General features: G+C 67.2%; 28 protein-coding genes. 15 read left to right on the forward strand and 13 right to left on the reverse strand.

All coding sequences use genetic code 11. The annotated features are described in order from the left end of the window. The 6 genes from CKO43_RS13725 to CKO43_RS13750 all read left to right on the forward strand — a co-directional run. The coding region (locus tag CKO43_RS13725) for a cupin domain-containing protein (protein ID WP_200378993.1) at positions 1-665 on the forward strand (665 nt) is incomplete at its 5' end. Then, positions 662-1,726, forward strand: coding sequence for a dTDP-glucose 4,6-dehydratase (gene rfbB, locus CKO43_RS13730; RefSeq protein ID WP_200378994.1), 1,065 nt, complete (start codon positions 662-664; stop codon positions 1,724-1,726). The genes CKO43_RS13725 and rfbB, both read left to right, overlap by 4 nt. Then, complete coding sequence (rfbD, locus tag CKO43_RS13735; RefSeq protein ID WP_200378995.1) at positions 1,723-2,619, forward strand: dTDP-4-dehydrorhamnose reductase; 897 nt, start codon at positions 1,723-1,725, stop codon at positions 2,617-2,619. Before rfbB ends, rfbD begins: the two co-directional genes overlap by 4 nt. Then, complete coding sequence (gene rfbA / locus CKO43_RS13740) at positions 2,619-3,500, forward strand: glucose-1-phosphate thymidylyltransferase RfbA (protein ID WP_200378996.1); 882 nt, start codon at positions 2,619-2,621, stop codon at positions 3,498-3,500. Before rfbD ends, rfbA begins: the two co-directional genes overlap by 1 nt. Next, positions 3,500-4,066: a dTDP-4-dehydrorhamnose 3,5-epimerase gene (gene rfbC, locus CKO43_RS13745; protein ID WP_200378997.1), complete on the forward strand. Its 567-nt coding sequence runs from the start codon at positions 3,500-3,502 to the stop codon at positions 4,064-4,066. Before rfbA ends, rfbC begins: the two co-directional genes overlap by 1 nt. A 145-nt stretch (positions 4,067-4,211) precedes the next feature. Beyond that, positions 4,212-5,135: a sulfotransferase family protein gene (locus CKO43_RS13750; protein ID WP_200226341.1), complete on the forward strand. Its 924-nt coding sequence runs from the start codon at positions 4,212-4,214 to the stop codon at positions 5,133-5,135. Positions 5,136-5,153: 18 nt separating this feature from the next. On the opposite strand, the gene CKO43_RS13755 is transcribed toward CKO43_RS13750, so the two are convergent. The 10 genes from CKO43_RS13755 to CKO43_RS13800 form a co-directional block, all read right to left on the reverse strand. Beyond that, positions 5,154-5,750 (reverse strand): methyltransferase domain-containing protein, encoded by a 597-nt coding sequence (locus CKO43_RS13755; protein ID WP_200226340.1) that lies wholly within the window; start codon positions 5,748-5,750, stop codon positions 5,154-5,156. Between the two features lie 9 nt (positions 5,751-5,759). Further along, complete coding sequence (locus tag CKO43_RS13760; RefSeq protein WP_200378998.1) at positions 5,760-6,356, reverse strand: class I SAM-dependent methyltransferase; 597 nt, start codon at positions 6,354-6,356, stop codon at positions 5,760-5,762. Next, entirely contained in the window at positions 6,353-7,330 is a 978-nt protein-coding gene (locus CKO43_RS13765; RefSeq protein ID WP_200378999.1) for a glycosyltransferase family protein, read from the reverse strand. The genes CKO43_RS13760 and CKO43_RS13765 overlap by 4 nt, the downstream gene beginning before the upstream one ends. Continuing rightward, on the reverse strand, positions 7,331-8,404 hold the full coding sequence (locus CKO43_RS13770) for an MATE family efflux transporter (protein ID WP_200379000.1): 1,074 nt from the start codon (positions 8,402-8,404) through the stop codon (positions 7,331-7,333). It lies immediately after the preceding gene. A 151-nt stretch (positions 8,405-8,555) separates the two neighbouring features. Then, positions 8,556-9,536, reverse strand: a complete 981-nt coding sequence (locus CKO43_RS13775; protein WP_200379001.1) for an EpsG family protein — start codon at positions 9,534-9,536, stop codon at positions 8,556-8,558. Then, positions 9,536-10,381, reverse strand: a complete 846-nt coding sequence (locus tag CKO43_RS13780; RefSeq protein ID WP_200379002.1) for a glycosyltransferase — start codon at positions 10,379-10,381, stop codon at positions 9,536-9,538. The genes CKO43_RS13775 and CKO43_RS13780 overlap by 1 nt, the downstream gene beginning before the upstream one ends. Beyond that, on the reverse strand, positions 10,378-11,565 hold the full coding sequence (locus CKO43_RS13785) for a glycosyltransferase family protein (protein ID WP_200379003.1): 1,188 nt from the start codon (positions 11,563-11,565) through the stop codon (positions 10,378-10,380). Before CKO43_RS13785 ends, CKO43_RS13780 begins: the two co-directional genes overlap by 4 nt. After that, complete coding sequence (locus CKO43_RS13790) at positions 11,558-12,634, reverse strand: glycosyltransferase (protein ID WP_200379004.1); 1,077 nt, start codon at positions 12,632-12,634, stop codon at positions 11,558-11,560. Before CKO43_RS13790 ends, CKO43_RS13785 begins: the two co-directional genes overlap by 8 nt. Further along, entirely contained in the window at positions 12,631-13,707 is a 1,077-nt protein-coding gene (locus CKO43_RS13795) for a GumC domain-containing protein (RefSeq protein WP_200226331.1), read from the reverse strand. The genes CKO43_RS13790 and CKO43_RS13795 overlap by 4 nt, the downstream gene beginning before the upstream one ends. A 9-nt stretch (positions 13,708-13,716) precedes the next feature. Beyond that, complete coding sequence (locus CKO43_RS13800) at positions 13,717-15,564, reverse strand: SLBB domain-containing protein (protein WP_242477775.1); 1,848 nt, start codon at positions 15,562-15,564, stop codon at positions 13,717-13,719. A 265-nt stretch (positions 15,565-15,829) separates the two neighbouring features. Here CKO43_RS13800 and CKO43_RS13805 point away from each other — a divergent pair, with 265 nt between their 5' ends. From CKO43_RS13805 to CKO43_RS13815, 3 genes are read left to right on the forward strand one after another with little or no spacing between them, the layout of a single operon-like run. Further along, positions 15,830-16,927, forward strand: coding sequence for an MraY family glycosyltransferase (locus CKO43_RS13805; RefSeq protein ID WP_200226328.1), 1,098 nt, complete (start codon positions 15,830-15,832; stop codon positions 16,925-16,927). A 59-nt stretch (positions 16,928-16,986) separates the two neighbouring features. Further along, entirely contained in the window at positions 16,987-18,498 is a 1,512-nt protein-coding gene (locus CKO43_RS13810; protein ID WP_200379005.1) for a DEAD/DEAH box helicase, read from the forward strand. Between the two features lie 25 nt (positions 18,499-18,523). After that, positions 18,524-19,444, forward strand: a complete 921-nt coding sequence (locus CKO43_RS13815; protein ID WP_200379006.1) for a PfkB family carbohydrate kinase — start codon at positions 18,524-18,526, stop codon at positions 19,442-19,444. A gap of 22 nt (positions 19,445-19,466) precedes the next feature. Here the strand turns inward: CKO43_RS13815 and CKO43_RS13820 are convergent, their stop codons facing one another. From CKO43_RS13820 to CKO43_RS13830, 3 genes are all read right to left on the reverse strand, one after another. Further along, on the reverse strand, positions 19,467-19,922 hold the full coding sequence (locus CKO43_RS13820; protein WP_200379007.1) for an adenylyltransferase/cytidyltransferase family protein: 456 nt from the start codon (positions 19,920-19,922) through the stop codon (positions 19,467-19,469). A gap of 83 nt (positions 19,923-20,005) precedes the next feature. Continuing rightward, positions 20,006-20,764 (reverse strand): SAM-dependent methyltransferase, encoded by a 759-nt coding sequence (locus CKO43_RS13825; RefSeq protein ID WP_200226324.1) that lies wholly within the window; start codon positions 20,762-20,764, stop codon positions 20,006-20,008. Next, complete coding sequence (locus tag CKO43_RS13830; RefSeq protein WP_200226322.1) at positions 20,761-21,351, reverse strand: Maf family nucleotide pyrophosphatase; 591 nt, start codon at positions 21,349-21,351, stop codon at positions 20,761-20,763. Before CKO43_RS13830 ends, CKO43_RS13825 begins: the two co-directional genes overlap by 4 nt. A 107-nt stretch (positions 21,352-21,458) precedes the next feature. On the opposite strand from CKO43_RS13830, the gene CKO43_RS13835 reads away from it, so the two are divergent. The 6 genes from CKO43_RS13835 (at position 21,459) to fabG (ending at position 26,219) form a co-directional block, all read left to right on the forward strand. Beyond that, positions 21,459-22,016, forward strand: a complete 558-nt coding sequence (locus CKO43_RS13835; RefSeq protein WP_200379008.1) for a YceD family protein — start codon at positions 21,459-21,461, stop codon at positions 22,014-22,016. A 160-nt stretch (positions 22,017-22,176) separates the two neighbouring features. Further along, positions 22,177-22,359, forward strand: a complete 183-nt coding sequence (gene rpmF, locus CKO43_RS13840; RefSeq protein ID WP_200226320.1) for a 50S ribosomal protein L32 — start codon at positions 22,177-22,179, stop codon at positions 22,357-22,359. A 112-nt stretch (positions 22,360-22,471) separates the two neighbouring features. Then, positions 22,472-23,524: a phosphate acyltransferase PlsX gene (gene plsX / locus CKO43_RS13845; RefSeq protein ID WP_200226356.1), complete on the forward strand. Its 1,053-nt coding sequence runs from the start codon at positions 22,472-22,474 to the stop codon at positions 23,522-23,524. A gap of 4 nt (positions 23,525-23,528) precedes the next feature. Then, positions 23,529-24,512 carry a beta-ketoacyl-ACP synthase 3 gene (locus tag CKO43_RS13850; protein WP_200226319.1) on the forward strand — a complete coding sequence of 328 codons (984 nt, stop codon included), beginning with the start codon at positions 23,529-23,531 and terminating at the stop codon, positions 24,510-24,512. A gap of 40 nt (positions 24,513-24,552) precedes the next feature. Then, positions 24,553-25,491 carry an ACP S-malonyltransferase gene (gene fabD / locus CKO43_RS13855; protein ID WP_200379009.1) on the forward strand — a complete coding sequence of 313 codons (939 nt, stop codon included), beginning with the start codon at positions 24,553-24,555 and terminating at the stop codon, positions 25,489-25,491. Then, on the forward strand, positions 25,488-26,219 hold the full coding sequence (fabG, locus tag CKO43_RS13860) for a 3-oxoacyl-ACP reductase FabG (RefSeq protein ID WP_200379010.1): 732 nt from the start codon (positions 25,488-25,490) through the stop codon (positions 26,217-26,219). The genes fabD and fabG overlap by 4 nt, the downstream gene beginning before the upstream one ends. The last annotated feature ends 60 nt before the right edge of the window (positions 26,220-26,279 follow it).

Genomic DNA, 26,279 nt, shown 5'->3' on the forward strand with positions numbered 1-26,279 from the left:
AGTGCCCGGGCAGCGGCCAGGCGATCCGCATGGTGGCGCTGGACGCCGGCTGGAGCGACCTGGGCGCCTGGGAAGCGGTGTGGCAGGTGGCGGCCAAGGACGAACACGGCAACGCCGCCGTCGGCGACACCATCGTGCGCGACAGCCGCGGCACGCTGGTGCACGCGACCAGCCGGCTCGTCGGCGCCGTGGGCCTGGACGACGTCATCATCGTCGAGACCGCCGATGCGGTGCTGGTGGCCGACCGCGCGCGCAGCCAGGAGGTCAAGCAGATCGTCGCCCAGCTCGGCAGCCAGCAGCGCGGCGAGCACACGCTGCACCGCAAGGTGCACCGGCCCTGGGGCTGGTACGACAGCATCGACTCGGGGCCGCGGCACCAGGTCAAGCGCATCCTGGTCAAGCCCGGTGCCAGCTTGAGCCTGCAGATGCACCACCACCGGGCCGAGCACTGGATCGTCGTCAGCGGCACCGCCGAGGTGACGGTGGGCGACAAGGTCATCCTGCTGAGCGAGAACCAGAGCACCTACATCCCGTTGGGCGAGACGCACCGGCTGCGCAACCCCGGCAAGCTGCCGCTGGAGATCATCGAGGTGCAGTCCGGCAGCTACCTCGGCGAAGACGACATCGTGCGCTTCGAGGACACCTACGGCAGGACGGCGACATGACTCTTCTCGTGACCGGTGGCGCCGGCTTCATCGGCAGCAACTTCGTGCTCGACTGGCTGCGTGGCAGCGACGAGCCCGTCGTCAACCTCGACGCGCTCACCTACGCCGGCAACCTGGAGAACCTGGCCAGCCTGGACGGCGACGCGCGCCACGTCTTCGTGCGCGGCGACATCGGCGACCGCGCTCTGGTCGACCAACTGCTGGCGACGCACCGCCCTCGCGCCCTGGTGCATTTCGCCGCCGAAAGCCACGTCGACCGCTCGATCCACGGCCCCGGCGACTTCATCCGCACCAACGTCAACGGCACCTATACCTTGCTGGAAGCGGCACGCGGCTTCTGGAACACGCTGGCCGAGGCCGAACGGGCGCAGTTCCGCTTCCACCACGTCAGCACCGACGAGGTCTACGGCAGCCTGGCGCCCGACGCGCCGGCCTTCACCGAAACCCACGCGTTCGAGCCCAACAGCCCGTACAGCGCCAGCAAGGCTGCCAGCGACCACCTGGTGCGCGCCTGGCACCACACCTACGGCCTGCCGGTGGTCACGACCAACTGCAGCAACAACTACGGGCCCTTCCACTTCCCCGAGAAGCTGATCCCGCTGTTGATCGTCAACGCGCTGGCCGGCAAGTCCTTGCCGGTCTACGGCGACGGCCGGCAGGTGCGCGACTGGCTCTACGTCGGCGACCACTGCAGCGCGATCCGCGCCGTACTCGAGCGCGGCCGCCCGGGCGAGACCTACAACGTCGGCGGCTGGAACGAGAAGCCCAACATCGAGATCGTGCACACCGTCTGCGCGCTGCTCGACGAGCTGCGCCCCGACCCGGCCGGGCCGTATGCGCGCCTGATCACGCACGTGACCGACCGCCCGGGGCACGACCGCCGCTACGCGATCGACGCGCGCAAGATCGAGCGTGAACTCGGCTGGCGCCCGGCCGAGACCTTCGAGACCGGGATCCGCAAGACGGTGGCCTGGTACCTGGCGCACGAGGACTGGGTCGCGCGCGTGCAGAGCGGCGCCTATCGCGACTGGCTGCAGCGTCATTACGGAGACAAGGCATGAAGATCCTGCTGCTGGGCTGTGGTGGCCAACTGGGCTGGGAACTGCAGCGCGCGCTCGCGCCGCTGGGCGAACTGGTCGCGTTCGACCGCGACACCGGTGCTGATTTCTCGCGCCCCGACACGCTGCCGGCGCTGCTGGACACGCACCGGCCCGAGGTCATCGTCAACGCCGCCGCGCACACCGCCGTCGACCGCGCCGAGAGCGAGCCCGATCTGGCGCGCACGATCAACGCCGAGGCGCCGGGCCTGCTGGCGCGCGAAGCGGCGGCGCGTGGCGCCTGGTTCGTGCACTACTCGACCGACTACGTCTTCGACGGCAGTGGCGAGCACGCCCGCACCGAAGACGCGCCGACCGGTCCGCTGTCGGTCTACGGCCGCACCAAGCTCGAAGGCGAGGAACTGGTGCGTGCCAGCGGCTGCCGCCACCTGATCCTGCGCACCAGCTGGGTCTACGCGGCGCGCGGCGCCAACTTCGCCAAGACCATGCTGAAGCTGGCGGCCGAACGCGAGAAGCTGCGTGTCGTCGCCGACCAGATCGGCGCGCCCACCGGTGCGGACCTGCTGGCCGACATCACCGCGCACGCGCTGCGCCAGGCGCTGGCCGACCCGTCGCTGGCCGGCACCTACCACTGCGTGGCCACCGGCGAGACCAGCTGGCACGGCTACGCACGCTTCGTCGTCGAGCACGCGCTGGCCGCGGGCCGGCCGCTGCGCATCGTGCCCGGCGCGATCGAGCCGGTGCCGACCAGCGACTACCCGACACCGGCGAAGCGGCCGCTGAACTCGCGCCTGGACACCCGTCTTTTGCGTGAGCGTTTCGGCCTGCATCTGCCGCCCTGGCAGGACGGCGTGCGCCGCATGCTCGACGAGATCACGACCACGGGAGAACGCTGATGAACCGCCGCGGCATCATCCTGGCCGGCGGTTCCGGCACCCGGCTGCACCCGGCGACACTGGCCGTCAGCAAGCAGCTGCTGCCGGTGTACGACAAGCCGATGGTCTATTACCCGCTGGCCACGCTGATGCTGGCCGGCATCCGCGAGGTGCTGGTGATCAGCACGCCGCAGGACACGCCGCGTTTCGAGGCCCTGCTGGGCGACGGCAGCCGCTGGGGCATGTCGTTCACCTACTGCGTGCAGCCCAGCCCCGACGGCCTGGCGCAGGCCTTCATCCTCGGGCGCGAGTTCATCGGCGGGCGGCCGAGTGCGCTGGTGCTGGGCGACAACATCTTCTACGGCCACGACTTCCAGGGCCTGCTGCAGCGCGCCGATGGCCGCGGCCGCGGCGCCAGCGTCTTCGCCTACCACGTGCAGGACCCCGAGCGCTACGGCGTCGTCGCCTTCGACGGCCAGCAGCGCGCGCTGTCGATCGAGGAGAAGCCCAAGGCGCCGAAGAGCAACTACGCCGTCACGGGGCTGTACTTCTACGACGAGCAGGTCTGCGACATCGCCGCCAGCATCGCCCCTAGTGCACGCGGCGAGCTCGAGATCACCGACGTCAACGCGCGTTACCTGCAGCAGGGCGAACTCGACGTCGAGATCATGGGTCGCGGTTACGCCTGGCTGGACACCGGCACCCACGACAGCCTGCTCGAGGCCGGCCAGTTCATCGCCACGCTGGAGAAGCGCCAGGGGCTGAAGGTGGCGTGCCCCGAAGAGATCGCCTACCGCGCCGGCTGGATCGACGCCGCGCAGGTGGAGAGGCTGGCGCAACCGATGCTGAAGAACGGCTATGGTCGCTACCTGATTCAGCTCATTGAACAGAAGGCTTTCTGATGAAGCTGGTGAAGACGCCGCTGCCGGGCGTGCTGATCGTCGAACCTGCCGTCTATGGCGACGAGCGTGGCTGGTTCATGGAGAGTTTCAACGAGCCGCGCTGGCGCCAGGCGCTGGAGGAGCTGGGCGAGCCGCAGCCACGGCCTTTCGTGCAGGACAACCACTCATGCAGCCGCGCCGGCGTGCTGCGTGGGCTGCACTACCAGCTGCCGCCGCATGCGCAGGGCAAGCTGGTGCGCGTGGTGCGGGGCAGGGCGTTCGACGTCGCGGTGGACATCCGGCGCGGGTCGGAGCATTTCGGGAAGTGGTTCGGGGTGGAGCTGACGGCCGAGAACAAGCGCCAGCTCTGGATCCCGGAGGGGTTCGCGCACGGGTTCCTGGCGCTGGAGGACGATACGCACTTTCTCTACAAGACGACTGACGTCTATGCGAAGGAGTGCGAGGGGGCGGTGCGGTGGGATGATCCGGCGATCGGGATCAAGTGGCCGCCGACCGGAGCCGCTGAGCCGTCGCTCGCCCCTCGAGATGCAATGGCGCCGGCACTGGAGTCCTTGCGCGCGTGTTGATGGTGTTCGTCCCCGCGAACCCCCTGCCCGTAGGTGCGCCTTCGCCGTCATCTGGGTTCGGGAGTGAATCCCTCCTGTGTGACAATCAAACTGTCTACCGACGGGGAGAGCGCCTCAGTCAATCGAGGCACTGCAAGGAATGTTCATGGAAAACCTGGGGGGAAGTCCTCCCGCTTTTCTGGTCGGGGCAGGACGTTCCGGTACAACGCTTCTCTACAAGCTTCTCGCGGCCCATCCTCTCGTCGGTTACCTGAACAACTATCTGACCCGCTTGCCGCGCTTCGATAGTGTCATTCTAGGTAATCGATTGTTGCAGGATCATTACACACTTAAGCGCCGAGCTTGGTTCGATGATCGCGGCGGGGCGTTTCTGGGCGGGCGACGCCACCGCCCAGGGCGCTGGTTTCCCACGCCAGAGGAATGTGAGCCGTTCTATAAGCGCTGCGGATTTCCGGAAATGGTACCCTCCAACTGGGTGCCGACTGCGGAAACGCAGAGTCGGGCGCGGCGGCTCTTCGGCCGGATAAGGCAGCTCAACGGCACCCCGCTTCTGCTGAGCAAGCGTACCGCGAACAACCGCCGCATACCGGCTCTGCATGCGACCTTTCCTGATTCGCGCTTCGTCGTCCTGCACCGTGACGGCAGGGCGGTGGCTCAATCTCTGGTCCAGGTGCACTGGTGGGACGACCACATCTTGTACTGGGACGGACGTACACCGCGCGAATTGGTCAGGCGAGGCGCCGACGCGCTTGACCTGGCGGCCCAGAACTGGGCGCACGAGGTGCGTGACATGTCGGCGGGTCTGGCGTGCATCCCTGCGAGCCAAGTGATCTACCTACGATACGACGAACTGCTCACCGAACCGGGGGCGCAACTAAGGCGGGTGCTGACCTTCCTTGGTGTCGATCCTGACTATTCGCCCGGCTACTGGCAACTGATAGCAACGCTGAACCTCCGTTACCAGGGCGAACACTGGCAACCTCGCTGGACCGCGGAACAGCGCGCTCGCGTCGAGGCTGTGCAGGCCGATATCCTGGCGGCTGTGGGGTATCTTGGGGACCTGCGCTAGCTGCAGTCCCCCGTTCGGTCAGCGCTTTCGAGCGATGCACACCAGGTCGAACGCGCGCTCTCGAGGGACACCGAAACCGTTCAACCACTGGGAGAGCAGCCGCTGCTTTCGCCACTGTGATTCAGCCGATCGCCCTGGAACGACGAAGTGGCGGGAGGTGTCTTCCTCCAGGCATACGCTCTCGTTGACTAGAACCTCGACGCCGCAATCGTCCAGCAGTGCTTGCATGCCGGCCGGGTAGACACGCCAGCAGTCGATGGGGGCCTCGTGATAGGGCCAACTGGTCGGGGCGATGGTGACGACCAGTCCGCCTGGTTTGCACACCCGGACGACCTCATGCATCCAGATCCACGGTTTGCGTACGTGTTCCAGTACTTGGCCGGAGATAACGACGTCGTAAGCGCCATCTTCGATCGGGAAGGAGTTCTCGTTGCTCGCAACAAACGTGAGCCCTGGTCGAGGGAAGATGTCGACCGTGTCCCACTGTCCGCGCTGTCCGGCTACTTTGGAATAACTCGAAGGGAACGCGTCGGGGCCTATCTCCAACACACGGGGAGATCCCTGCAAAAAGGGCAAAACGTACTTCGTGAAGATCAGGCGGCTATTCAGATGCATGGCTATGTCTTATTTCTGGAGCACGAAGCGTACTGACGCGATGGGCAGCAGGGCGGCGAGCACTGTGCCTTCAATCCACTCGGGTCGCTTGTTTGCGATCAAGGACGTCCAGGCGGAGCCGATTCGCTGGCGATGCGGATCGACGACGACCTGCACGCTACTGAATAGTAGCGGCAGGTAGCGATAGTGCCGGGACTCGTATGTATCGGGAACGAAATAACGCATCGAGCGCAACGTGAAGTAGTTGCAGTGGGTGGGGTCGATAAAGGCTCCGGCACTGCGGAAATACGGAACGTCGACGACTAGGGTTCCGCCCGGCCGCAGTATTCGGCTGCACTCCTGCAACAGCGCAAGATAGTTCCGGATGTGTTCGAAGACATTGTCTGCGACCACGAGATCGAAACTCATGTCGTCAAACGGCAGCGGCTGTTCCAAGTCGACGACTTGATCGACGCCCGAGCCGGCGACCAGATCGACGTTGAGAAATCCCGGCATCGGCCGGGAGCCGCAGCCCAGGTTGAGTGCGCGCGCACCTGTATTCGCACGTGTGCTCTCCAGAAGCCGGCGGTAGTCCTGTTTGACCCACGTTGATAGTTTCCTGATCATTCGAAGAGGCATTTTTTGAACCGTCGCGCAAAGGCGATTTCGGAAAAAACGGAGAGAGCTTGCTGCCGAATTTTTCTGGCTAGTGCGAGTCGGGCCTCATTGGAGAGGCTTGTCGCCCACTTCACGCCGGCACCCGGTGTTTCGAAAGTTTGCAGTTCAGGAATTCCGAGTGCCTGTACGGCCTCGGCATGCGGGGGGATATCCGACAGTACCGGGATAAGCCCTTGCTTGAACGCTTCCAACACACCGAGCGGCATGCCCTCGAAACTCGCAAACGAGATGTAAAATTGCCCAGGCACATAGTGCGCAGCGGGGGAGTCCACTGGCCCAATTATCAAGTCTTGCGGCCGCGCGGCCATCGCCTCGATCACCCTGTTCTCTTCCGGGCCGGAACCGAAGACACGCATCTTGCCCAGCGGATCTAGACTGCAGATTGCCGCAGCCGCCGCATCCACTCGTTTGCGCCGGATCAGGGGGCCAGCGAAGTAATACCGTCGCTGGTCATCATATGCGCCGCTGGGTGCGGCGCAATCGGCGCAGCCGTTGAGGCAGGTGATCGCGCGGAGCCTGTAGCGCTGGTTCAGATTCCGGCTGACCGCCGCGCTGCATCCGAGCACCTGACCGATGCCACGCAACGCCCATGCGTGCAGGCAAGCAGCAAGTACGCCCTTTGTGTTCCCATACTGTGCCTTGTAGTCAGGCGCCAGGAAGTTATGCACTGTCGAGGAGCCGCCGCGCCTGCCGGAGATGCGGTTCAGAACGTCGGGTACCAGTCCGGAGCTGTGCACGCGCCGCCCCGCTCGCTTGGCCTGCCGTAGGCCATGCAGCAGTTCAATGACGTCTCCGAGACGATAACCATGACCCTTGTCGACGAACTCGACCGGTGCGTTCAATTGCCGTGCCAGCACCTGCATGACGTTATTGAGGCCGGTGTTGCGGTCGCGTGGCAGCAGAAATAGCAGGTTCTCTTCCATCTAGCTCGATAAGCTCGTCGGCGGCTTTGGGGATGCCCGCCGCCAAATTAGGAACATCACGACGAGACAACCGATGGAGTTGCCTGTCACCATGGCGCTGGCCAATACGAGCCCGGGACTTGCCAGATCCTTCAGCCAGAAGAACAGCACGGCACTCAAAGAGATCGCGACCGTCCCGCCCCACATCATCAACGAGGGCAAGCGTTGGGCCAATGCGATCCGCCCGAGCGGCAGCCCGCAGAACAAGGGCAGCAGGCCGAAGGTCAGGATCAGGTAGTAATGATCGATGCCGGCGAAACGCGGGCCCGCGATAATCGGCAGCAACGGCCTGACGACCACGACATTCACGAGGCAGATCGCAATGGCCAGAATTCCCATTCGGGCGCTTTTGTGCAGTGCGTATGAAAAGGCCGCGGTACCGTTGAGCTTTGCGACGTCCGGCATCATCAACGCGCCGATGACCGTTGCGAAGAAGCCATAAATCTCAACGAATCGTTGGGCTGCAAGATAGTGCCCGAACTCCTCCGGCTCGAGCATTTGCGAGCCGATGAGAAAGTCCAAGCGTGAATAGCATAGGCTCAGCAAGGTGACCGATGCGTAATTTGCAAATTCACGCCGCGAAAGCACCTGTACCGGCTTGCCGTCGGGTTTCGGTCGTCGCATTCCGAGCGCAAGCGTGCCGCCACGCATGACGACCAGTTCAGCGACCGCGATACAGAGCATAGCGGCGACGCTGGCGTTTCCCGTCAGGAAGACGGTCAGCCGCGCCGAGAAGCCGACGATCGTACGGCCAGTCCCCAAGACGGACAGCAGTCGAAAACGACTCTGAGCCTGCAGCAACGTCTCTCGTAGCGAGAGAGATTCCAGCAGCGCCACGGCGAGCACGCCTGACAGCGTGAGGAGCCCTTGTCCGCGCACGAGATCGGTCCAGCCCCATAATAGACCTCCGACGACGACACCGATGGCCGCACGTAGGATAAATACTCGCAACTCGCCTGCGCCATCCAGAGCCCCTGCCGCAAACCGGTTGGCGTACATGTCGTCGAGGGAAAGACGCGACGACGACGCAGCCATTTGTCCTAGCCCGACGGTCGTGCCGTATACCGCGAATGCCGCCGGGCCAAGTGCCCGCAGCAGAATTATTCCGGATACAAGAGTCAGGGCTAAGCTGGCAGAGCGCTCGGCGAGATACAGCGCTCGAGGGGAACAGACCAACTGCCAGAGCCTAGAAATACTCGGCATTGGCGATGTAGTACTGTAGCGCCACCAGGCAGCAGTAGGCGAGGATGGCGCTTCTCACCAGCAATGCCCTCGAACTGAGGCGTTCTGCCTCGTCGTAGACTTTGATCAGTGCCAGCAACTTCATCGAAATCAGAATATTGGCGACACGGCCGCCGGCTTGGTCGAAGTCAAAAAATAGACAGGTGGCGCAGTAAAGCAGCGTGAGAGGGCCGAGAAACCGGGGGAGTTCCTCTTGTGAGCACGTCTTTGTCAGGGCGTACACAAGCATCAGGTGAATCAGCAGTGCCAGTGGCGACGGGATTGTCGCGACTGACTCACCTTGCAGCGCGGCGTAGTTCGCAACCGCCGCCATCTGGTCTGGCACGATGGCGAAGAAGAGCGTGCGTATCGATCCTGTCGTGGCGACTACCGCGTAGGTGAGTATCGAAAGAACCACGGCCGTGCGAGCGCGCCATCGCAGTAGCAGCGTAAACGGATGCACCAACAACGACCAGTGGAACACCGGTGCCGCCAGCGTCCACCAGGGAATACGCCCGCGGCGGATGTAAATCTCATTGGCGAACAGGAGCAGGCAAACGCCCAGCCCCATGCGGATAGTGCCCCAAATCTGCTGAAGCAACATCCAGCCAAGCACGATCACCAGCGTTGCCAGCGGATTGCGTTGTCGGCTGCAGAATACCGCGATCAACATGATCGAGGCCAGTGCAGTAAGCTCGATTACGGCCGTCCTGCCAAGTCCGATATCTAGGCAAATCCGTCCCAAGAAGATGTAGATCGGCTCCAGAGAGTTCGCCGTCGAGATGGAATCCAGTGCCTTCAGGTAATCGACGTAGTTGTCGATATCGGTGCCGAAATCACGTCCGAACGATACCAACTGGATCAATAGCGCGACTACCCAGATCACCAGGACCTGGAGATCACGGGACCGCTGTGAAGCAGAGGCCTGCCCAGGCATGGCAGCCATCAGACGTTCAACATTCGCCGGCGCCAGGACCTGCCGCTATAAATCACTCGGGCTACGGCCCGGGGCATTAGGCGGATGGCCAGTCGGGCAGCCGGAACGGCAAGCCGCCATGAAATACCGAATAACCGGTACAGGCCGATCGTGTAGCAGCGGTATTCTGCAAAGGCCTTGCTCCAGGATCGCCTGGAGTAGAAGCCTTCGCTAATACGGTATCGGAGCAGCGGCTGTGCGAGGTTGTCAATGACAATCCCCTGCGTCAATGCGCGAAACCACATATCCAGGTCTTCATTGAAGGCGACGTCGCGGTAGCCCCCGAGCGCATCCCATGCATTGCGCCGAAAACACACGGTCGGATGCGCGAGGGGGCTGGCCTTGACGATGTAGTCGCGCACTTGATCTCGTCGCGGATAGGTGCGCACGCCGAGCGTCGCCCCGGAGCTTTCGAACTCCTCTATGGCCGAGCCGAGGATGCCGACGGTTACGTCCGCTTGCAGTTGCTCCACTTGCAGTAGCACGCGGTCGGGATGGCAGAGGTCGTCTGCGTCGACCCGCAACACGTACTCATCCTCCCCTGAGAGCTTGGTTGCCGCCGCGTTCAAGGCCCGTGCGAGGCCGCCGTTGCGAGGAATCTCAGTGGCTACCGTCCTGATCGAGGAACTTGCCTGGAATGCTCCGATGACCTGCCGGTTGGACTCCGGAATGGGGCCGTCGATGGCCAGCAGCAGCCGCATGCGTTGGTGCGGATAGGTCTGCCGGGCTAGGTGGTCCAATGCCTCCGAAAGATGTTTTGGATCGTCGCGGCCGTACGTCGCCATCAGCAGGGCTACGCAAGGGGAGGGCGTCATGCGTGCGTCCTCCGCGGATCAGCATCTGCCCTTGCGGTCAGCGCTTGGGCCCAACACCGCTCGGCGTCCTTGCGTGGCCCCTCGGGCGGGGCGGCTGTCTGTTCGGCCAATGCGGCGGCCAGCCACTCCTGTGCGCGTGCCTGCGCCGGGCCGTTCAGCGGTCCGTCGGGCAGGATCAAAAGGTGAAGCGGGCACGTGCGTTCGAGCCAGGGGTCCGAGCCGTGCGCCGTGGCGATGACCTTCAACCCGGCGTGCAGGTAGTCCACGGTTTTGATCTTCAGTCCGGTGGACGGGCCGGCCAAGTTGATGCCCAGTGCAGCGGAGTTCAGCGTGCTGCCTAGATCGTCGACCACTCCCAGCAGTTCGACCGCCTGCGGGAAAGCTTGTTGCAGCGACAGAGCTTGCGGCGTGCTGCACACCGCTCCGCAGACGCGAATGCGTGCGCCGAGATTCACCAGGATCTCGACGACGCCGGAAAGGCGCAGGTTGTCCAGGGCGTCGGCGTTCACCTGGTTGGCGCTTGCGAGGAAGACGGCTACGGGTTCCCGATGGCCGTCACGCTGCGGCGCCTCGGTAGGCCAGTAGGGCATGAAACGGACTTTTATGTCCCCGTGCCTTGCCCGAAGCGTCTGGTACTCCGCCCAGGCGATTGCCAAACTGACGTCCGACTCCTCGATCCGCTGTCGTTCGTCTTCCGGCCTGAGTGTCACCCACACCTTGACGCCCAACCGTTCGTGCCGGTTTGCGTGGATGTCGTGCAAATCGATCACCGTGGTCGTGGCTGCCCTGGCCCATGGCCGGGCCGTCCATACATAGTTTGTGAAGACCATGTCGTAGCGACGCCAGCCCGGGACCAGCGCTAGCAATGCCCGACCGACGATGTCGAAGGCGCCGAAGCGATAGGCCGACGCGAACCCTCCCTCCACGAGGAGCCGGTTCAGCAAGTAGATACTCTTGTAAGCGATCCGCAAGCTGTTCTGCAGCACCGGCGGCAGGCGACAAGGTCGCGCGCCCCAACCGGCGAGCTTGCCGGCGTTGCGTCCGATCGGCTCCACCAAGGACAGGAACTCGACCTCATGATCCCGGCTTAACAGCGCGATGGTCTGCCGGAAGCGGGCGATGTTGCCGGCGTATCCCGAGATCGTGCAAGGCGTGACGAACAGGACGCGTCCCCGCTCAGCCATGTCGTGCAGCCTCCACGGGAGCGCAATGATCGGCAATCCAGTCGGCGGCCTCGTGCTCCGTACGCCAGCCGACCACTTGGGCGGCAAGCTCGGGGTCCGAGATCGCCCCCTCGCGCACCAGGCATGGGATCCCGATGTCCAGCGCATCGAGCAAGGTCAACGGAATGCCTTCGAAGTTTGATGTGTTGAGGAGGGCGTGCATACGGGGCAGCGGCGGCAGGGTTTCCGCTTCGAAGTCCACCCAGCCCCAAAAACACACTGCGCCCTGGGGAGAGTGCTCGCGCACACGCGCCTGCAACGCGGATCGTTCCTCTCCGTCGCCAACGAAATGAAGCACCGCGTGGGCGAGGCCTCGGGCATGCAAAAGTGCCAGAATGGCGAGGGCTCTCTCGGGGCACTTCTGATTTCGCTCGAGCCGCCCGATCCAGTACAGATTGAGGTGGCCATCATCTAGCCCCTCGCTTTGTAGGCGCGAAAGGTGTCCGGGTGCCATGTTGCGCAGCACGTAGTCTGCTGGCGGACCGAAACCGGCGGCTTCGGTCGGCGAGATCGTCGCCAGTCGCGTTGCTGCCCAGCGGCCTAGCTGGGTCGCACGGTTGCGCTGACGTGGCGGCATCGGGACATAAGTGATTGGCGGTCTTGCAGCGGACAGGCGCACCATGGCCGTCAGATAGGCGAAGTTGCCGATATCGCCAGCACTCACAAGGTCGAATTCCCCGATCTCACGACCGAGGAACCGGCGTGCAGACAGCGTCGCGCGCACGAGAGCGGTACCAAGTAGGCTCGGATAGGCCGGCAGCAATACCGTGTCGCTCAACCTCACATTGGAGGGCAGGGCTTGAGATAGCCGGGCTAGATGAGTCGGCTCTTCAGCCGCAGCGACGATGTCCCACTCAGTGGCCGGGTCAGCAGCCATGTGGCGCAGCAGCATCTGCTCGTGACCGCCATAGCCGGTCAGCAGGATCATGGCGCGGCGCCTGCCTTTGCTGGCTGGGCGGGCGGCCTGCAGAAGATCCGCCAGCGCCCGGAACGTGGGCAGCACGGTTCCCGACGCGGGCCGTTCGCTCAAGACAGGCTCCGGCGACGCCTGCTGAACATCAGGAACGCACAGTAGACACACGTGCCGACGATCGCCGCGACACCGGCGATGAGTAGCCGCACGGGACGTGAACGCCGATCCGGCGCTTGGGCAAGATCAATAACCTGAATCAGGCTGCCCTCGCGACTTTCGTCCAGCTTGGCGGCCTCGTACTGTCTGGCGTACAGCTCGAACAACGCCTCTTGATACTTGAACTCGCGGTAGCGACCGATGTAATCGTTGGGCGCGCCCTCGTTGGCTTTGGCCTGTTCGATCTTGGTCAACTCGTTCTTCAATGCCGCGAGTTCGGCCTGGGCAGCGCGGACCTCGGGCGCATTCGGCTGCAACTTGCTGCGGTAAGCCCCGAGCTTCACCTCGGTCGCCGTCACCTCCGCCGCGATCCGTGCGTAGGCCTCTGCCGACGACTTGGGTTCGGCGCGCAGGACGCCAGACGAGACGCCTGAACGTTCGAGTTTCTGCTGGGCCTCTGTCAGCCTCTCCTTCGTCTGCTGCAGCTGGCGCTCGAAGAAGACCCGGCGCTGCTGCGCCTCCGTGACGGCCAGGGTGGCGGAAAGCCGCTGCAGCTCAGCGACATAGGCATTGGCGATCTTTGCTGCGCGCGCGGCGTCCGAATCCTCGACGTCTAGGTAGATCAAACCATCGCGTTTGCCGAGCACGGCGTTGGTGTTCTTGCGCAACTGCTTGCGGGCATCCGATAGGAGCTCGGACTTGTAGACGGTCTGTAGGTCAAGCTGCTTGACCAGCGTGTCGACGACCGTGGTGCTTTCCAGCATCGCCAGGTACTGGTCGCCCGGCGTACGAACCTGAAGATTGCCGCCCGCGATGCCGGCTAGCGCGCCGAGTGATCCGAGCGCCAACGCGGCATTGCTGTTCTGGCTCTGCGGTGGAATGAAGACTGTCCGCGCCGTGTAGACGGGAGGCAGCGTCCAAGCGACTCCGTAGCCCAGCAGGAAGAGCACGCCAAAGGTGGCGCCGATACGCCTCCATGCCGGAAGCAGGGTGGCGGTCACCGCGGACAGGCCCTGATGTTCTTGTTGGTCCATGTCGTTCGGCTAGTCGAATGTTCTCAGCGCCGCCGCGCCGATGCCGAACTGATACAGCAACTGCGTCCAGTCCTTGGCGCTTTGGATCCACGTCGTCTTGTCCATCTCCTCCGGTACGAAGATCGTGTCGCCTGGCTGAACGCCAGTCGACGCGAGTGCGTTGCCGCGCGAGAACCAGCTGGACTCCTGCAGGCTGCTGGCGACCGTGCCGTTGGCTCGCACGACGAACACGCTGCTCTGGTCTGCACCCTTCTTGGGCCCGCCGGCCAGGCGCAGATAGTCGCCGACGTTGCGGCTCGGGCTGTAGAGGTAGCTGCCGGCGCTGAACACGCTGCCGAACACGCCGATCGTTGTCGGCCGAGCAGGTACGAAGATGCGGTCGCCGTCCTCCAGGGCCAGGTCGGGCAGTTGGGTCGAGGAGGGCGTGAGGTTGAGTACCAGACGGCCCGTCGGCTTGAGCTCGCGAAGTTGGTCGAGCCAGCGTTTCGTTACTGCGGAGGTGGCGACGATGCCGTTGGCTTCGTCCGCGGTCGTCGACCGGCGCGTGGCGACCTGGGTGTTGATGTCGGTTTCCAGGTCGCGCAATGCACGTTCATAGTTTTGCTGCTGCGTCCGGCGCACGCTTTCGCGGGTGAACTCGGTCGCGTAGAGATACCCATTTGTCGTGAGGCCGCCGGCGGCGCGTACCGCGTCGGCCACGCTACTCGTCACGGGCATGACATATTCGCCTGGGCGCGTAACCTCGCCTTCGACACGAACACGCTTTTGCTGCGTGCCCGCCGGACGTTCCAGGTCGCCGGCATTAAAGGCGCGCAGGATATCGCCGTTGGCCAGCGCCATTGCGGCGGATTCCGGCAGATTCAATTGCAGCAGACGATTCGCATTGGCATTGCCGAGGCGGTCCAATGCAACTCGGTCCATGTCGGCGACCGCGGTGAAGCTGCCGGCCATCTGCAGCGCGTCGTCGACACTTTCGCCGCGTTTGATCTCGAAAATGGCGCTGCGGTTGACGCTGCCGACCACCGCCACCTGCGGGCCGATCGGGCCGACGTGGATCACGTCATCTGGTTGGAGGAGCTGGTCGGCGCTGCGGTCGCCTTTGAGCAACAGATCGTAGAGATCGAGCTGGGCGACGACGGTCTTGCCGCGCCGCAGCACGATGTTGCGGAAGCTGCCCGACGGTGCCGGGCCGCCGGCAGCCAGCAGCGCCTGCGACATCGTCGACAGGCTGTTGACGACCACGGGCCCCGGGGTGTCGGCGAAGCCGGTCACGTAGACCCGCATGCCACGCAACTGGCCCAGCGCGACGCTGACCTGGAAGTTGCGGAACACCTGGCCGACACGGCGCGAGATGACCTCGGGCAGGTCGGCGTAGCGCACGCCGGACACCAGAACCGGCCCGACGCGCGGGATGCTGATGCGGCCGCTGCGGTCCACCGTCAGCCGCAGGTCGGCATCGACCGAGCCCCAGAGCGTGACGACGAGTTCGTCGCCGACGCGCACCAGGTAGTCGGCCGGGATGGAGGGGTGGAAGTCGGCGCTGCGGTCTTCCTGCAGGCGGTCGACGAGGTCGTAGCCGAAGCGGCGCAGATCGGGCTCGTTCGCGACCCGGCGGGCGTAGCGTTCGAACTCGCTGGGCGGCGCCGGCTGGCGCCGCGTCGGGGCCAGTTCCTTGTCGTCGCTGCGGCTCGACGTGCTCCGGCTGTCCTGGCGGCGCTGCTGCTGTTGCATCTGCGTCTGCGTTTGCGTCTGCGCCGGGGCCTCCTGCTGCCGCAGGCGGATCGCCCCGCCCGAGGTGGCGGAGTCGGTCTGGAGCGTGGCCGAATCCTGAGCGGAGGCGCTGAACGCGGCGATCAATCCGAAACACATCGCGACAAAGAGCCGCCGCAAGCGAGGCGTGGAATCAACGCAGTGCATAGTGGGGGGCAAGGTGATCCTGGAAGGCTGGTTGTAAGCCTGGGTTGCTATGAATAGCTGGAAAGCGGGCAGGCGAGTCGCAGATGGTGCCGTTGCAAAGCAATCGCGCGAAGGATTCTAGCGGGCCCGTCCGTCCATCTTTTCGTTGATTAACAGGACTGACATTGCCGGTAACGCCCTGGGTCGGGCCGATAGAATCGCTCCCATGTGGCTCCTGCTGACCGCTTTCGCGGTGTCTTTGTCGATCACGCTGCTGATGGTTCATCACGCGCGTCGGGGCGCCCATCGGCTGACTGACCACGACCTGTCGGGGCCGCAGAAATTCCACTCGCACCCGGTGCCGCGGGTCGGCGGCGTCGGCATTTTCGCCGGTGTCGTGGCCGCGGTCGGTGTCCTGTACTGGCTGGACCGTGAGCTGGGTGCCCAGGCTGCCCTGCTGCTGCTCTGCGGCCTGCCCGCCTTCGCCTCGGGGCTGACCGAAGACCTCACCAAGACCCAGAGCCCGCGCCGCCGGCTCTTCTTCACCGCGGTGGCCGCGGCGCTGGCCGTGTGGCTGCTGGACGCGACGATCGCACGCACCGACATCCCCGGGCTGGACTGGCTGGTGTCATTCAGTGCGATCGCGGCGGTGCTCACCGTCTTCGCCGTGACGGGCGTCGCCAACTCGCTGAACATCATCGACGGCTTCAACGGCCTGGCGTCGATGTGCGCGGTGCTGATGATGCTCAGCATCGGCTACGTCGCGTTCCAGGTCGACGACATGCTGATCGTCTGGCTGGCGGTGGCCGGCGTCGGCGCGGTGTTCGGCTTCTTCGTGCTGAACTTCCCGCTCGGTCTGATCTTCCTCGGTGACGGCGGCGCCTACTTCCTGGGCTTCTACGTCGCCGAACTCGCCATCCTGCTGCTCAGCCGCAATCCCGGCGTCTCGCCGATGTTCCCGCTGCTGGTGTGCATCTACCCGGTGTTCGAGACCGTGTTCTCGATCTACCGCCGCGTGATGCTGCGCGAACAGTCCGCCAGCGAGCCCGACGGCATCCACCTGCATTCGCTGATCTACCGCCGCGTGATGCGCTGGGCCGAGTGCGAGCGCGCTCCTCGCTCGCAGGTTCGACGCAACTCGATGACCTCGCCCTATCTGTGGCTGCTGTGCACGGTGGCCATCGCACCGGCCATGCTGTTCTGGAGCAGCACCCCCATCCTGGCCGGTTTCATCGTGCTCTTCGGCGTGGTCTACACCGGGCTGTACTGGCGCATCGTGCGCTTCCGTTCGCCGCGCTGGCTGCACCTGCACCGCACGCGCTGACCCGGTGCTGCAGGCCGCACAAGACGCCGCCAGGCGCTCGCGCGGATAATGGGGCCCAGATGAACGTCACAACCCCCACTGCCGCCCCAGAGGCCGACCAGGCCGGAGCGGCGCCCGAGCCCGTCCTGAATCCCAAGTTCGAGACGCTGCCGCTCGACCCCAAGCTGCTTCGTGCGGTGGCCGACGCCGGCTACACCTCGATGACCCCGATCCAGGCCAAGGCGATCCCCATCGTCCTGGCCGGCCGCGACGTGATGGGCGCGGCCCAGACCGGCACCGGCAAGACCGCGGCCTTCACGATCCCGCTGCTGCAGAAGATGCTGCGGCACGAAAACGCCAGCATGTCGCCGGCACGCCACCCGGTGCGTGCACTGGTGCTGGCGCCGACGCGCGAGCTCGCCGACCAGGTGGCCGCCAACGTCAAGACGTACGCCAAGCACACCAAGCTGCGCTCGGCGGTCGTCTTCGGCGGCATCGACATGAAGCCGCAGACGCTCGAGCTGAAGGCCGGCGTCGAGGTGCTGATCGCCACGCCGGGCCGGCTGCTCGACCATATCGAGGCCAAGAACGCGGTGCTCAACCAGGTCGAGTACGTCGTGCTCGACGAAGCCGACCGCATGCTCGACATCGGCTTCCTGCCCGACCTGCAGCGCATCCTGTCCTACCTGCCCAAGGCGCGGCAGACGCTGCTGTTCTCGGCCACCTTCTCGTCCGATATCCGGCGCCTGGCCGGCAGCTACCTGCAGGACCCGATCACGGTCGAGGTGGCGCGCCCCAACGCCACCGCGACCAACGTCGAGCAGCGCTTCTACGGCGTCGGCGACGACGACAAGCGCGCCACCGTGCGCCAGCTGCTGCGCCAGCGCGAGCTCTCGCAGGCCATCATTTTCGTCAACAGCAAGCTCGGCGCTGCGCGCCTGGCGCGTTCGTTCGAGCGCGACGGCCTGAAGACGCAGGCGCTGCACGGCGACAAGAGCCAGGACGAGCGCCTGAAGGCGCTGGCCGCGTTCAAGGCGGGCGAGGTCGACCTGCTGGTCGCCACCGACGTCGCCGCGCGCGGCCTGGACATCGCCGACCTGCCGGCGGTGTTCAACTTCGACGTGCCCTTCAACGCCGAGGACTACGTGCACCGCATCGGCCGCACCGGCCGCGCCGGCGCCTCCGGCCTGGCGGTGACGCTGGTCACGCGCAACGACACCCGCCTGATCGGCGACATCGAGAACCTGATCAAGAAGAAGATCGAGGTCGAGCCCTTCGAGATCGAGGACGACCGGGCACGCCGCCCTCGCCGCCACCTCGATGACGAGCGCGACGACGAACCGCGTGCCGAGACGCCGCCGCCGCCGCGTGCGCCCGCGCCGCGCGCCGAGTACGCCGAACGCCCGCGCCGGGCGCCGCAACCGCCGGCAGACCCGATCTTCGACCGCCCCTACGAGCCGTCTCCGGCCGCTGTCGCCGCTGCGGCTACGGCCGCCGCGGATGCCCCGGCCACCTCGGCGACGGGCAAGGCCCTGCCGGCCGGCCTGCGGCCCAAGCGCAAGGTCGCGTCGCTGCTGGGCGGCGGCCGCTGACACGGGCGCTGCGGCGTCCAGGATCGTGATCCTCGTCTGCGGCGAGGCGCTGATGGACGTCTTCGCCGCCGGCGACACCGCCGCCGGCCTGATGCTGGACGCACGCTGCGGCGGCTCGCCGTTCAACGTCGCGATCGGGCTGGCGCGCCTGGGGCAGCCAGTGGGCTTTCTCGGTGGCCTGTCCAGCGATGCCGCCGGCCGGCGCCTGCGCGCCGCGCTGCAGGCCGAAGGTGTCGACACCGGCTGCGCGCCGGCTCTCGACGCGCCGACGACGCTGGTGATGATCGACGTCGCCGAGGGCGGCAGCCCGCATTACCGCTTTCTCGGCGCCGGTGCCGCCGACCGGCTGCTGCCGGCGCACGCCGTGGTGGCGCTACCGGAAGCGGTGCGCGTGTTGCAGCTCGGGTCCTACGCGCTGGTGGTCGAGCCGGTCGCGACCGTGCTGCGTGCGCTGGTCGAGCGCGAACACGGCCGGCTGCTCGTCGCCTACGACCCCAACGTGCGCCCGGGCGTCGAGCCCGACGCCGCGCGCTGGCGCGAGGCGCTGGACTGGATGGCGGGCCGCTGCCGGCTGCTCAAGGCCAGCGACGAAGACCTGGGCTGGCTTTACCCCGGCGTCGCGCACGCCGAGCTGGCGCGGCGCTGGCTGGCGGCCGGTGTCGAGCTCGTCGTCGTCACGCTTGGTGCCGGCGGTGCCAGCGGCTGGACCGCAGCCGCTGCCGTCGAGCTGCCCGCGGCGCCGTCGGCGCTGGTCGATACCGTCGGCGCCGGCGACACCGTGCAGGCGGCGCTGCTCGCCTGGCTGGCCGAACACGAGCGCCTGGCGCCGGGGCGGCTGCGGCTGGATGCGGCTGAACTGCGGTCGGCACTGGCGTTTGCGCTGCGCGCCGCGGCGCTGACCTGCTCGCGCCGCGGTGCCGACCTGCCGCGCCGCGCCGAGCTGTAGCGGCTGCGGCGCGAGCCGGCGCTCAGAGCTTGTCGATCACCTGCTGCAGATGCCGCGACGCGGCCTGCAGCTCGGCCAGCTTGTCGGCGTGCAGCGCGGCGACGAGCTGGCGGATCTCGGTGGTCGACACGTCCTGGGTGCGCGGCAGGTAGACGACTTCGCAGAGGTCGGCCAGATCGTCGAACTTGCCGACCCAGTCGTCGCCCATCGCGAAGATGTGCGCCTGTTCGCGCACGATGTCGGCGCGTTTCTGGTCCCAGCTCTGCTCGGGGAAGGCGACGTCGACGAAGCGGACCGAACGAACGATCTCGACCCGGTGTTCGTAGGGCACGACGGTCTTCTTGCCCTTGAGCGCGTTGAACTCGTCGGTCGACACGCCGACGACGAGCCGGTCGCCCAGCGAGCGCAGCCGCTGCAGCAGCTTCAGGTGGCCGATGTGGAAGAGGTCGAAGGTGCCGTAGGTGATGACGGTGGACATGCGCGGTTGCCGGGCCGGTGATGGGCGTTCGATTCTTGTTCGGGCGGGCGCGGGGCCGGCCCGCTCCGGGGCGCATTGTCGATCTACGCGGCGAGCAGCGAGAAGACGGCCGGCAAACGTTCTGGCATTGCCTGCGGCCGCGCGCGCCACTCGGCGACCGGGCCGCTGCGCGTCCAGCCATCGGCCAGCGTGATGCCGCAGGCCACCGCCAGCCGCGTCGTCGGCGCCAGCGTCGCCGCCAGCGCGGCCAGCATCGCGGCGTTGCGATAAGGCGTCTCGATCAGCAGCTGCGTCTGGCCGAGGCGCCGCGACAGCGTCTCCAGCTCGCGGATGCGCGCGGTGCGCGCCGCCGCGTCCTGCGGCAGGTAGCCGACGAAGGCGAAGCTCTGGCCTTCCAGCCCGCTGGCGGCCAGCGCCAGCATCAGCGAACTCGGTCCCGAGAGCGGCAGCACCGGCACGCCGGCGCGGTGCGCGGCGGCTACCAGAGCCGAGCCCGGGTCGGCGACAGCCGGCAGCCCGGCTTCGCTGACCAGCCCGAGGTCGTGGCCGGCCAGCGCCGGCGCCAGCAGCTCCTGCCAGGCGGCGGGCGGCACCGGCTCGCGGCTGCCTTTGCGCGGGCGCGGCAGCTCGGTGATGCGGATCTCCTGCAGCGGCCGCGCCAGCGGCACGACGGCGCCGACACGCTTGAGCAGCGCGCGTGCGCTGCGTGCGTCCTCGGCTGCCCAGTGTTCCAGCGCCGCCGCGCGGCGGATCACGCCCAGCGGCAGCACCTCCTGCAGATCGACGGTCTCGGTGCCCAGGTCCAGCGTGTTGGGCACCAGCAGCAGCGTGCCGGTGTTCATCGTGCGAGCGGGTCCAGGCCGGCTGCGCGCAACAGCGTGCAGGTGCGGATCAGCGGCAGGCCGACGAGCGCGGTCGGGTCGTCGGACTCGATCGCGTCCAGCAGCGCGATGCCCAGCGACTCGCTCTTGGCGCTGCCGGCGCAGTCGTACGGGCGCTCGGCGAGCAGATAGCGTTCGATTTCGTCGTCTGCCAGCGCCCGAAAGTGCACCCGCACCGGCGCCAGCAGCACCTCGGCGAAGCCGGTGTCGGCGCGGGCCACGGCGACCGCGGTCTGGAACACGACCTCGCGCCCGCTCATGCGCTGCAGCTGCTCGCGTGCCCGCTCGTGCGTGCCGGGTTTTCCGATCGGCTCGCCGGCGAGGTCGGCCACCTGGTCGGAGCCGATGACGACGGCCTGCGGGTGCAGCGCGGCGACAGCCCGCGCCTTGGCCAGCGCCAGGCGCAGGGCCAGTTCGGCCGGCTTCTCGCCGGGTGCGGGTGTCTCGTCGACCTGCGGCGCGACGACGGTGAACGGCAGGCGCAGGCGTTCCAGCAGCTCGCGCCGGTAGCGCGAGGTCGAACCGAGGATCAGCGGCGGAGTGTCCATGCCCTGGATTGTCCCATCGGGCCATGCCGGCCCCCGGCGGCTACACTCGGCGCCCCCGGACCGACATGCGCCTGTCACACGGCGCCGGCCCCGGCTATTTCCCCATCATGGCTCGCGACAAGAACCAAGACCCCCGACGCCTGGACGTGCGCTCCTTCGCCACGGCCGGCACGACGCTGGCCGGCAGCTGGCCGCAGCACGAGTTCGAGCGCCTGGGCGCTTCGCTGATGCCCGGCGCACGCGACGAGGCCGCGCCGGTGCAGTGGACGGTGCAGGGCGAGTTGCGCCCGGTCACCGGCGGCGCGCCCCAGGTCTGGCTGCAACTCGCGGCCACGACCGCGGTGACGCTGCAGTGCCAGCGCTGCCTGCAGCCGCTGGCCGAGCCGCTCGCGCTGGATCGCTGGTTCCGCTTCGCCGAGAGCGAGGACGAAGCCGCGCGCCTGGACGAAGAACTGGAGGACGACGTGCTCGTCGTCACCCGTACCTTCGACCTGCATGAACTCGTCGAGGACGAACTGATCCTCGCGCTGCCGCTGGTGCCGCGGCACGAGAACTGCCCCGAGCCGCTGCCGATGGCCGCCGGCGAGGAGCAGGGGCTCGAGGAAACGGCGCCGAACCCCTTCGCCGCGCTCGCCGCACTGAAGCGCCCTCGCGGCACCGATTGATCCACGATGGTTTGCCGCTTGATACGCGTGCTATACTGGCGGGCTTTGCGACGTCTAGCTAAGGCAAGACGCCGCAGTAGCATTTTTGCCGCCGGCCGATTCGGGCGTGTTGCCCCAGTCGCGAGGACCGCAGTTCCGGCGCCGACCCCAGGAGATTGTCATGGCCGTCCAGCAGAACAAGAAGTCGCCGTCGAAGCGCGGCATGCACCGCTCGCACAACGCGGTCGCCGCCCCGGGCACGGCCCTCGAGCCGACGACCGGCGAGGTGCACCTGCGTCACCACATCAGCCCCACCGGCTTCTATCGTGGCCGCAAGGTCCTGAAGACCAAGGCCGACGCCTGAGGTCCGGTCGGGCGCGTCAGCGCCCGCAGATTCTCGTGTCCGCGCCGAGCCCGGCGTGAATACCGGGCTTCGATCTTCCGTGTCCCAGCATCCCGCACTGGAACCGCTGCCGCTGGTCCGCATCGCCGTGGACTGCATGGGCGGTGACCATGGTCCTTCGGTCACGCTGCCGGCCTGCCGCGCGTTCCTCGATCGGCATCCCGGTGCCGAGCTCGTGCTCGTCGGCACCGCCGACGTGATGGCCGCCGCTGCCTCGCTGCCGCGCTGCCGCACCGTCATCGCCACCGAGGTCGTCGCGATGGACGACCCGGTCGAAGTCGCGCTGCGCAAGAAGCGCGACTCGTCTATGCGCGTGGCGATCGGCCAGTTGAAGCTCGCCGATCCGGCGCTCGTCGCCCAGGCCTGCGTCAGCGCCGGCAACACCGGCGCGCTGATGGCCGTCTCGCGCTACCTGCTGAAGACTTTCGACGGCATCGACCGCCCGGCGATCGCCGCGCTTCTGCCCAACGCCCGCGGCCGCCTCACCAAGGTGCTGGATCTGGGTGCCAACGTCGACTGCTCGGCCGAGCACCTGCTGCAGTTCGCCGTGATGGGCGTGGCGCTGGTGCAGGCGCTGGACGGCATCGAGGAGCCCAGCGTCGGCCTGCTCAACATCGGCGAAGAGGCGATGAAGGGCAGCGAGACGATCAAGCGCGCCGGCGATCTGCTGCGCGCGGCGCACGCCGGTGGCCACCTCAACTTCTACGGCAACGTCGAAGGCAACGACATCTTCAAGGGCACGACCGACCTCGTCGTCTGCGACGGCTTCGTCGGCAACGTCGCGCTCAAGACCTCCGAAGGTCTGGCGGGCATGCTCTCGCAGATGATCAAGGAGGAGTTCACGCGCAACGCGTGGACCAAGCTGGCCGCGCTCGTCGCGATGCCGGTGCTCAACCGCTTCAAGGCCCGGGTGGACCATCGCCGCTACAGCGGCGGCGCGCTGCTGGGCCTGCGCGGACTCGTTTTCAAGGCGCACGGTTCCTCGGACGCTCTGGCGTTCGAGACGGCGCTGGCGCGTGCCTACGACGCCGCGCGCAACCGCCTGCTCGACCGCGTGCACGACCGCATCGCGGAAACGCTGCAGGCCATGCCCTCTGGCGATACCGCGGCCCCGCAGGCCGCCTGAACGCGTGACCGCTGTACCGTACTCCCGCATCACCGGCACCGGTGGCTACCTGCCGCCGCGCCGCATCTCCAACGACGACTTCGTCGCCCTGCTGGGTGCGCGCGGCATCGAGACCAGCGACAGCTGGATCGTCGAGCGCACCGGCATCCGCGCGCGCCACTTCGTCGACGACGGCGTCAACTCCAGCGACCTGGCGCTGCAGGCTGCGCGCCGCGCGCTCGAGGCCGCCGGCCGCCCGGCCGAGGACGTCGACCTGATCATCGTCGCGACCTCGACACCCGACATGGTGTTCCCGTCGACCGCGACCATCCTGCAGGCCAAGCTCGGCGTGCACGGCTGCCCGGCCTTCGACGTGCAGGCGGTGTGCGCGGGCTTCGTCTACGCGCTGACGGTGGCCGACGCGATGATCCGCGCCGGCAGCGCGCGCTGCGCGCTCGTCGTCGGCGCCGAGGTGTTCTCGCGCCTGCTCGACTTCGACGACCGAACGACCTGCGTGCTCTTCGGCGACGGCGCCGGCGCCGTAGTTCTGGAGGCGAGCGAGGAGCCGGGCATCGTCGCCACCGAGTTGCACGCCGACGGCCGCCACAGCGGCATCCTGTGCGTGCCGGGCACGGTCGCGGGCGGCCAGGTGCTGGGCCAGCCGCTGCTGCGCATGGACGGGCAGGCGGTGTTCAAGCTCGCCGTCGGCGTGCTCGACCAGGCCGCGCGCGCCGTGCTGGCCAAGGCCGGCCGCAGCGAGGCCGACATCGACTGGCTGATCCCGCATCAGGCCAACATCCGCATCATGAATGGCACCGCGCGCAAGCTGAAGCTGGCGCCCGAGCGGCTCGTCGTCACCGTCGACGAGCACGGCAACACGTCGGCGGCCTCGGTGCCGCTGGCGCTGGACGTCGCGGTGCGCAGCGGCCGCGTGCAGCGCGGCGACACCGTGCTGCTCGAGGGCGTCGGCGGCGGTTTCACCTGGGGCGCGGTGCTGCTCGACTTCTGAGCCGCCCGCCACACGGTCCGACGACAGGAGACACCACATCATGGCTGAGTTCGCATTCGTCTTTCCCGGACAGGGATCGCAGTCCGTCGGCATGCTCGACGCCTGGGGCGATCACCCCGCCGTGCGCGCGACGCTGGAGGAGGCTTCGGCCGCCGCCGGCCTCGACGTCGCCGCGCTGATCCACGCCGGCCCGAAGGAAGCGCTGGACCTCACCGTCAACACGCAGATGGTGATGCTGGTGGCCGGCATCGCCAACTACCGCGCCTGGCTCGCCGAAGGCGGAGCCGTGCCGGCCGCGGTGGCCGGGCATTCGCTGGGCGAATACAGCGCGCTCGTGGCCGCCGGCGCGCTGACGCTGGCTGACGCGGTGCCGCTGGTGCGTTTCCGTGCCCAGGCGATGCAGGAAGCGGTGCCGGTCGGTGCCGGCGCGATGGTCGCGGTGCTGGGGCTGGACGGCGACGTCGTGCGCCGCTGCTGCGAGCAGGCCGCGCGCGACGCCTGCGAGGTCGTCTCCGCCGCCAACTTCAACGACCCGAAGCAGACCGTCATCGCTGGCAGCAAGGCCGCGGTCGAGCTGGCGGCGCAGGCGCTGAAGGCCGCCGGTGCCAAGCGCACGCTGGCGCTGCCGGTGTCGGCGCCGTTCCATTCGGCGCTGATGAAGCCGGCGGCCGAGCGACTGAAGGACAAGCTCGCGGGCACGCCGATCGCCACCCCGGCCATCGCCGTGATCAACAACATCGACGTCGCCGTCGAGACCGACCCGGACCGCATCCGCGACGCGCTCTACCGCCAGGCCTTCGGCCCGGTGCGCTGGGCCGAGGTGGTGCAGGCGCTGCGCGCGCGCGGCTGCGGCGCCGTCATCGAGTGCGGCCCGGGCAAGGTGCTGGCCGGCCTGGTGCGCCGCATCGACGCCGAGATCCCGTCGACCACCATCCTCGACCCGCAATCATTGGCTGCCGCCAAGGACCTTCTGCAATGAGCGACCCGCAACGCATCGCCCTCGTCACCGGCGCCTCGCGCGGCATCGGCCGCGCCATCGCCGCGGCGCTGGCGGCCGATGGCCTGCGCGTCATCGGCACCGCCACCACCGAAGCCGGCGCCGCCGCCATCGCCGAGGCGCTGCCGGGTGTGCAGGGCAGGGTGCTGAACGTCACCGACGCCGCTTCCACCGACGCGTTGCTGGATGCCGTCGTCAAGGAACACGGCGGCCTGCACGTGCTCGTCAACAACGCCGGCATCACCCGCGACACGCTGGCGATGCGCATGAAGGACGAGGACTGGGACGCGGTGCTGGACACCAACCTGAAGGCGGTGTTCCGCCTCAGCCGCGGCGTGCTGCGCCCGATGATGAAGCAGCGCTGGGGCCGCATCGTCAACATCACCTCGGTCGTCGGCGCCTCCGGCAATGCCGGCCAGGCCAACTACGCTGCCGCCAAGGCCGGCGTCGCCGGGCTGACGCGCGCGCTGGCGCGCGAACTCGGCAGCCGCAACATCACCGTCAATTGCGTCGCCCCCGGGTTCATCGCCACCGACATGACCGACACTCTGCCCGAAGCGCAGAAGACGGCGCTGCTGGCGCAGATCCCGCTGGGCCGCCTGGGTGCCGCCGAGGAGGTGGCGCACGCGGTCTCTTTCCTGTGCAGCGAGAAGGCCGGTTACGTCACCGGCACCGAGCTGCATGTCAACGGCGGCATGTACATGGCCTGATCGGCCGCCGCCGTTCGTCAAAAAACCCGGCCTTGCCCCGCCGGTAGAATCGTGGGCTGT

The organism is Rubrivivax gelatinosus, from assembly GCF_016583785.1.
Taxonomy (GTDB): domain Bacteria; phylum Pseudomonadota; class Gammaproteobacteria; order Burkholderiales; family Burkholderiaceae_C; genus Rubrivivax; species Rubrivivax gelatinosus_B.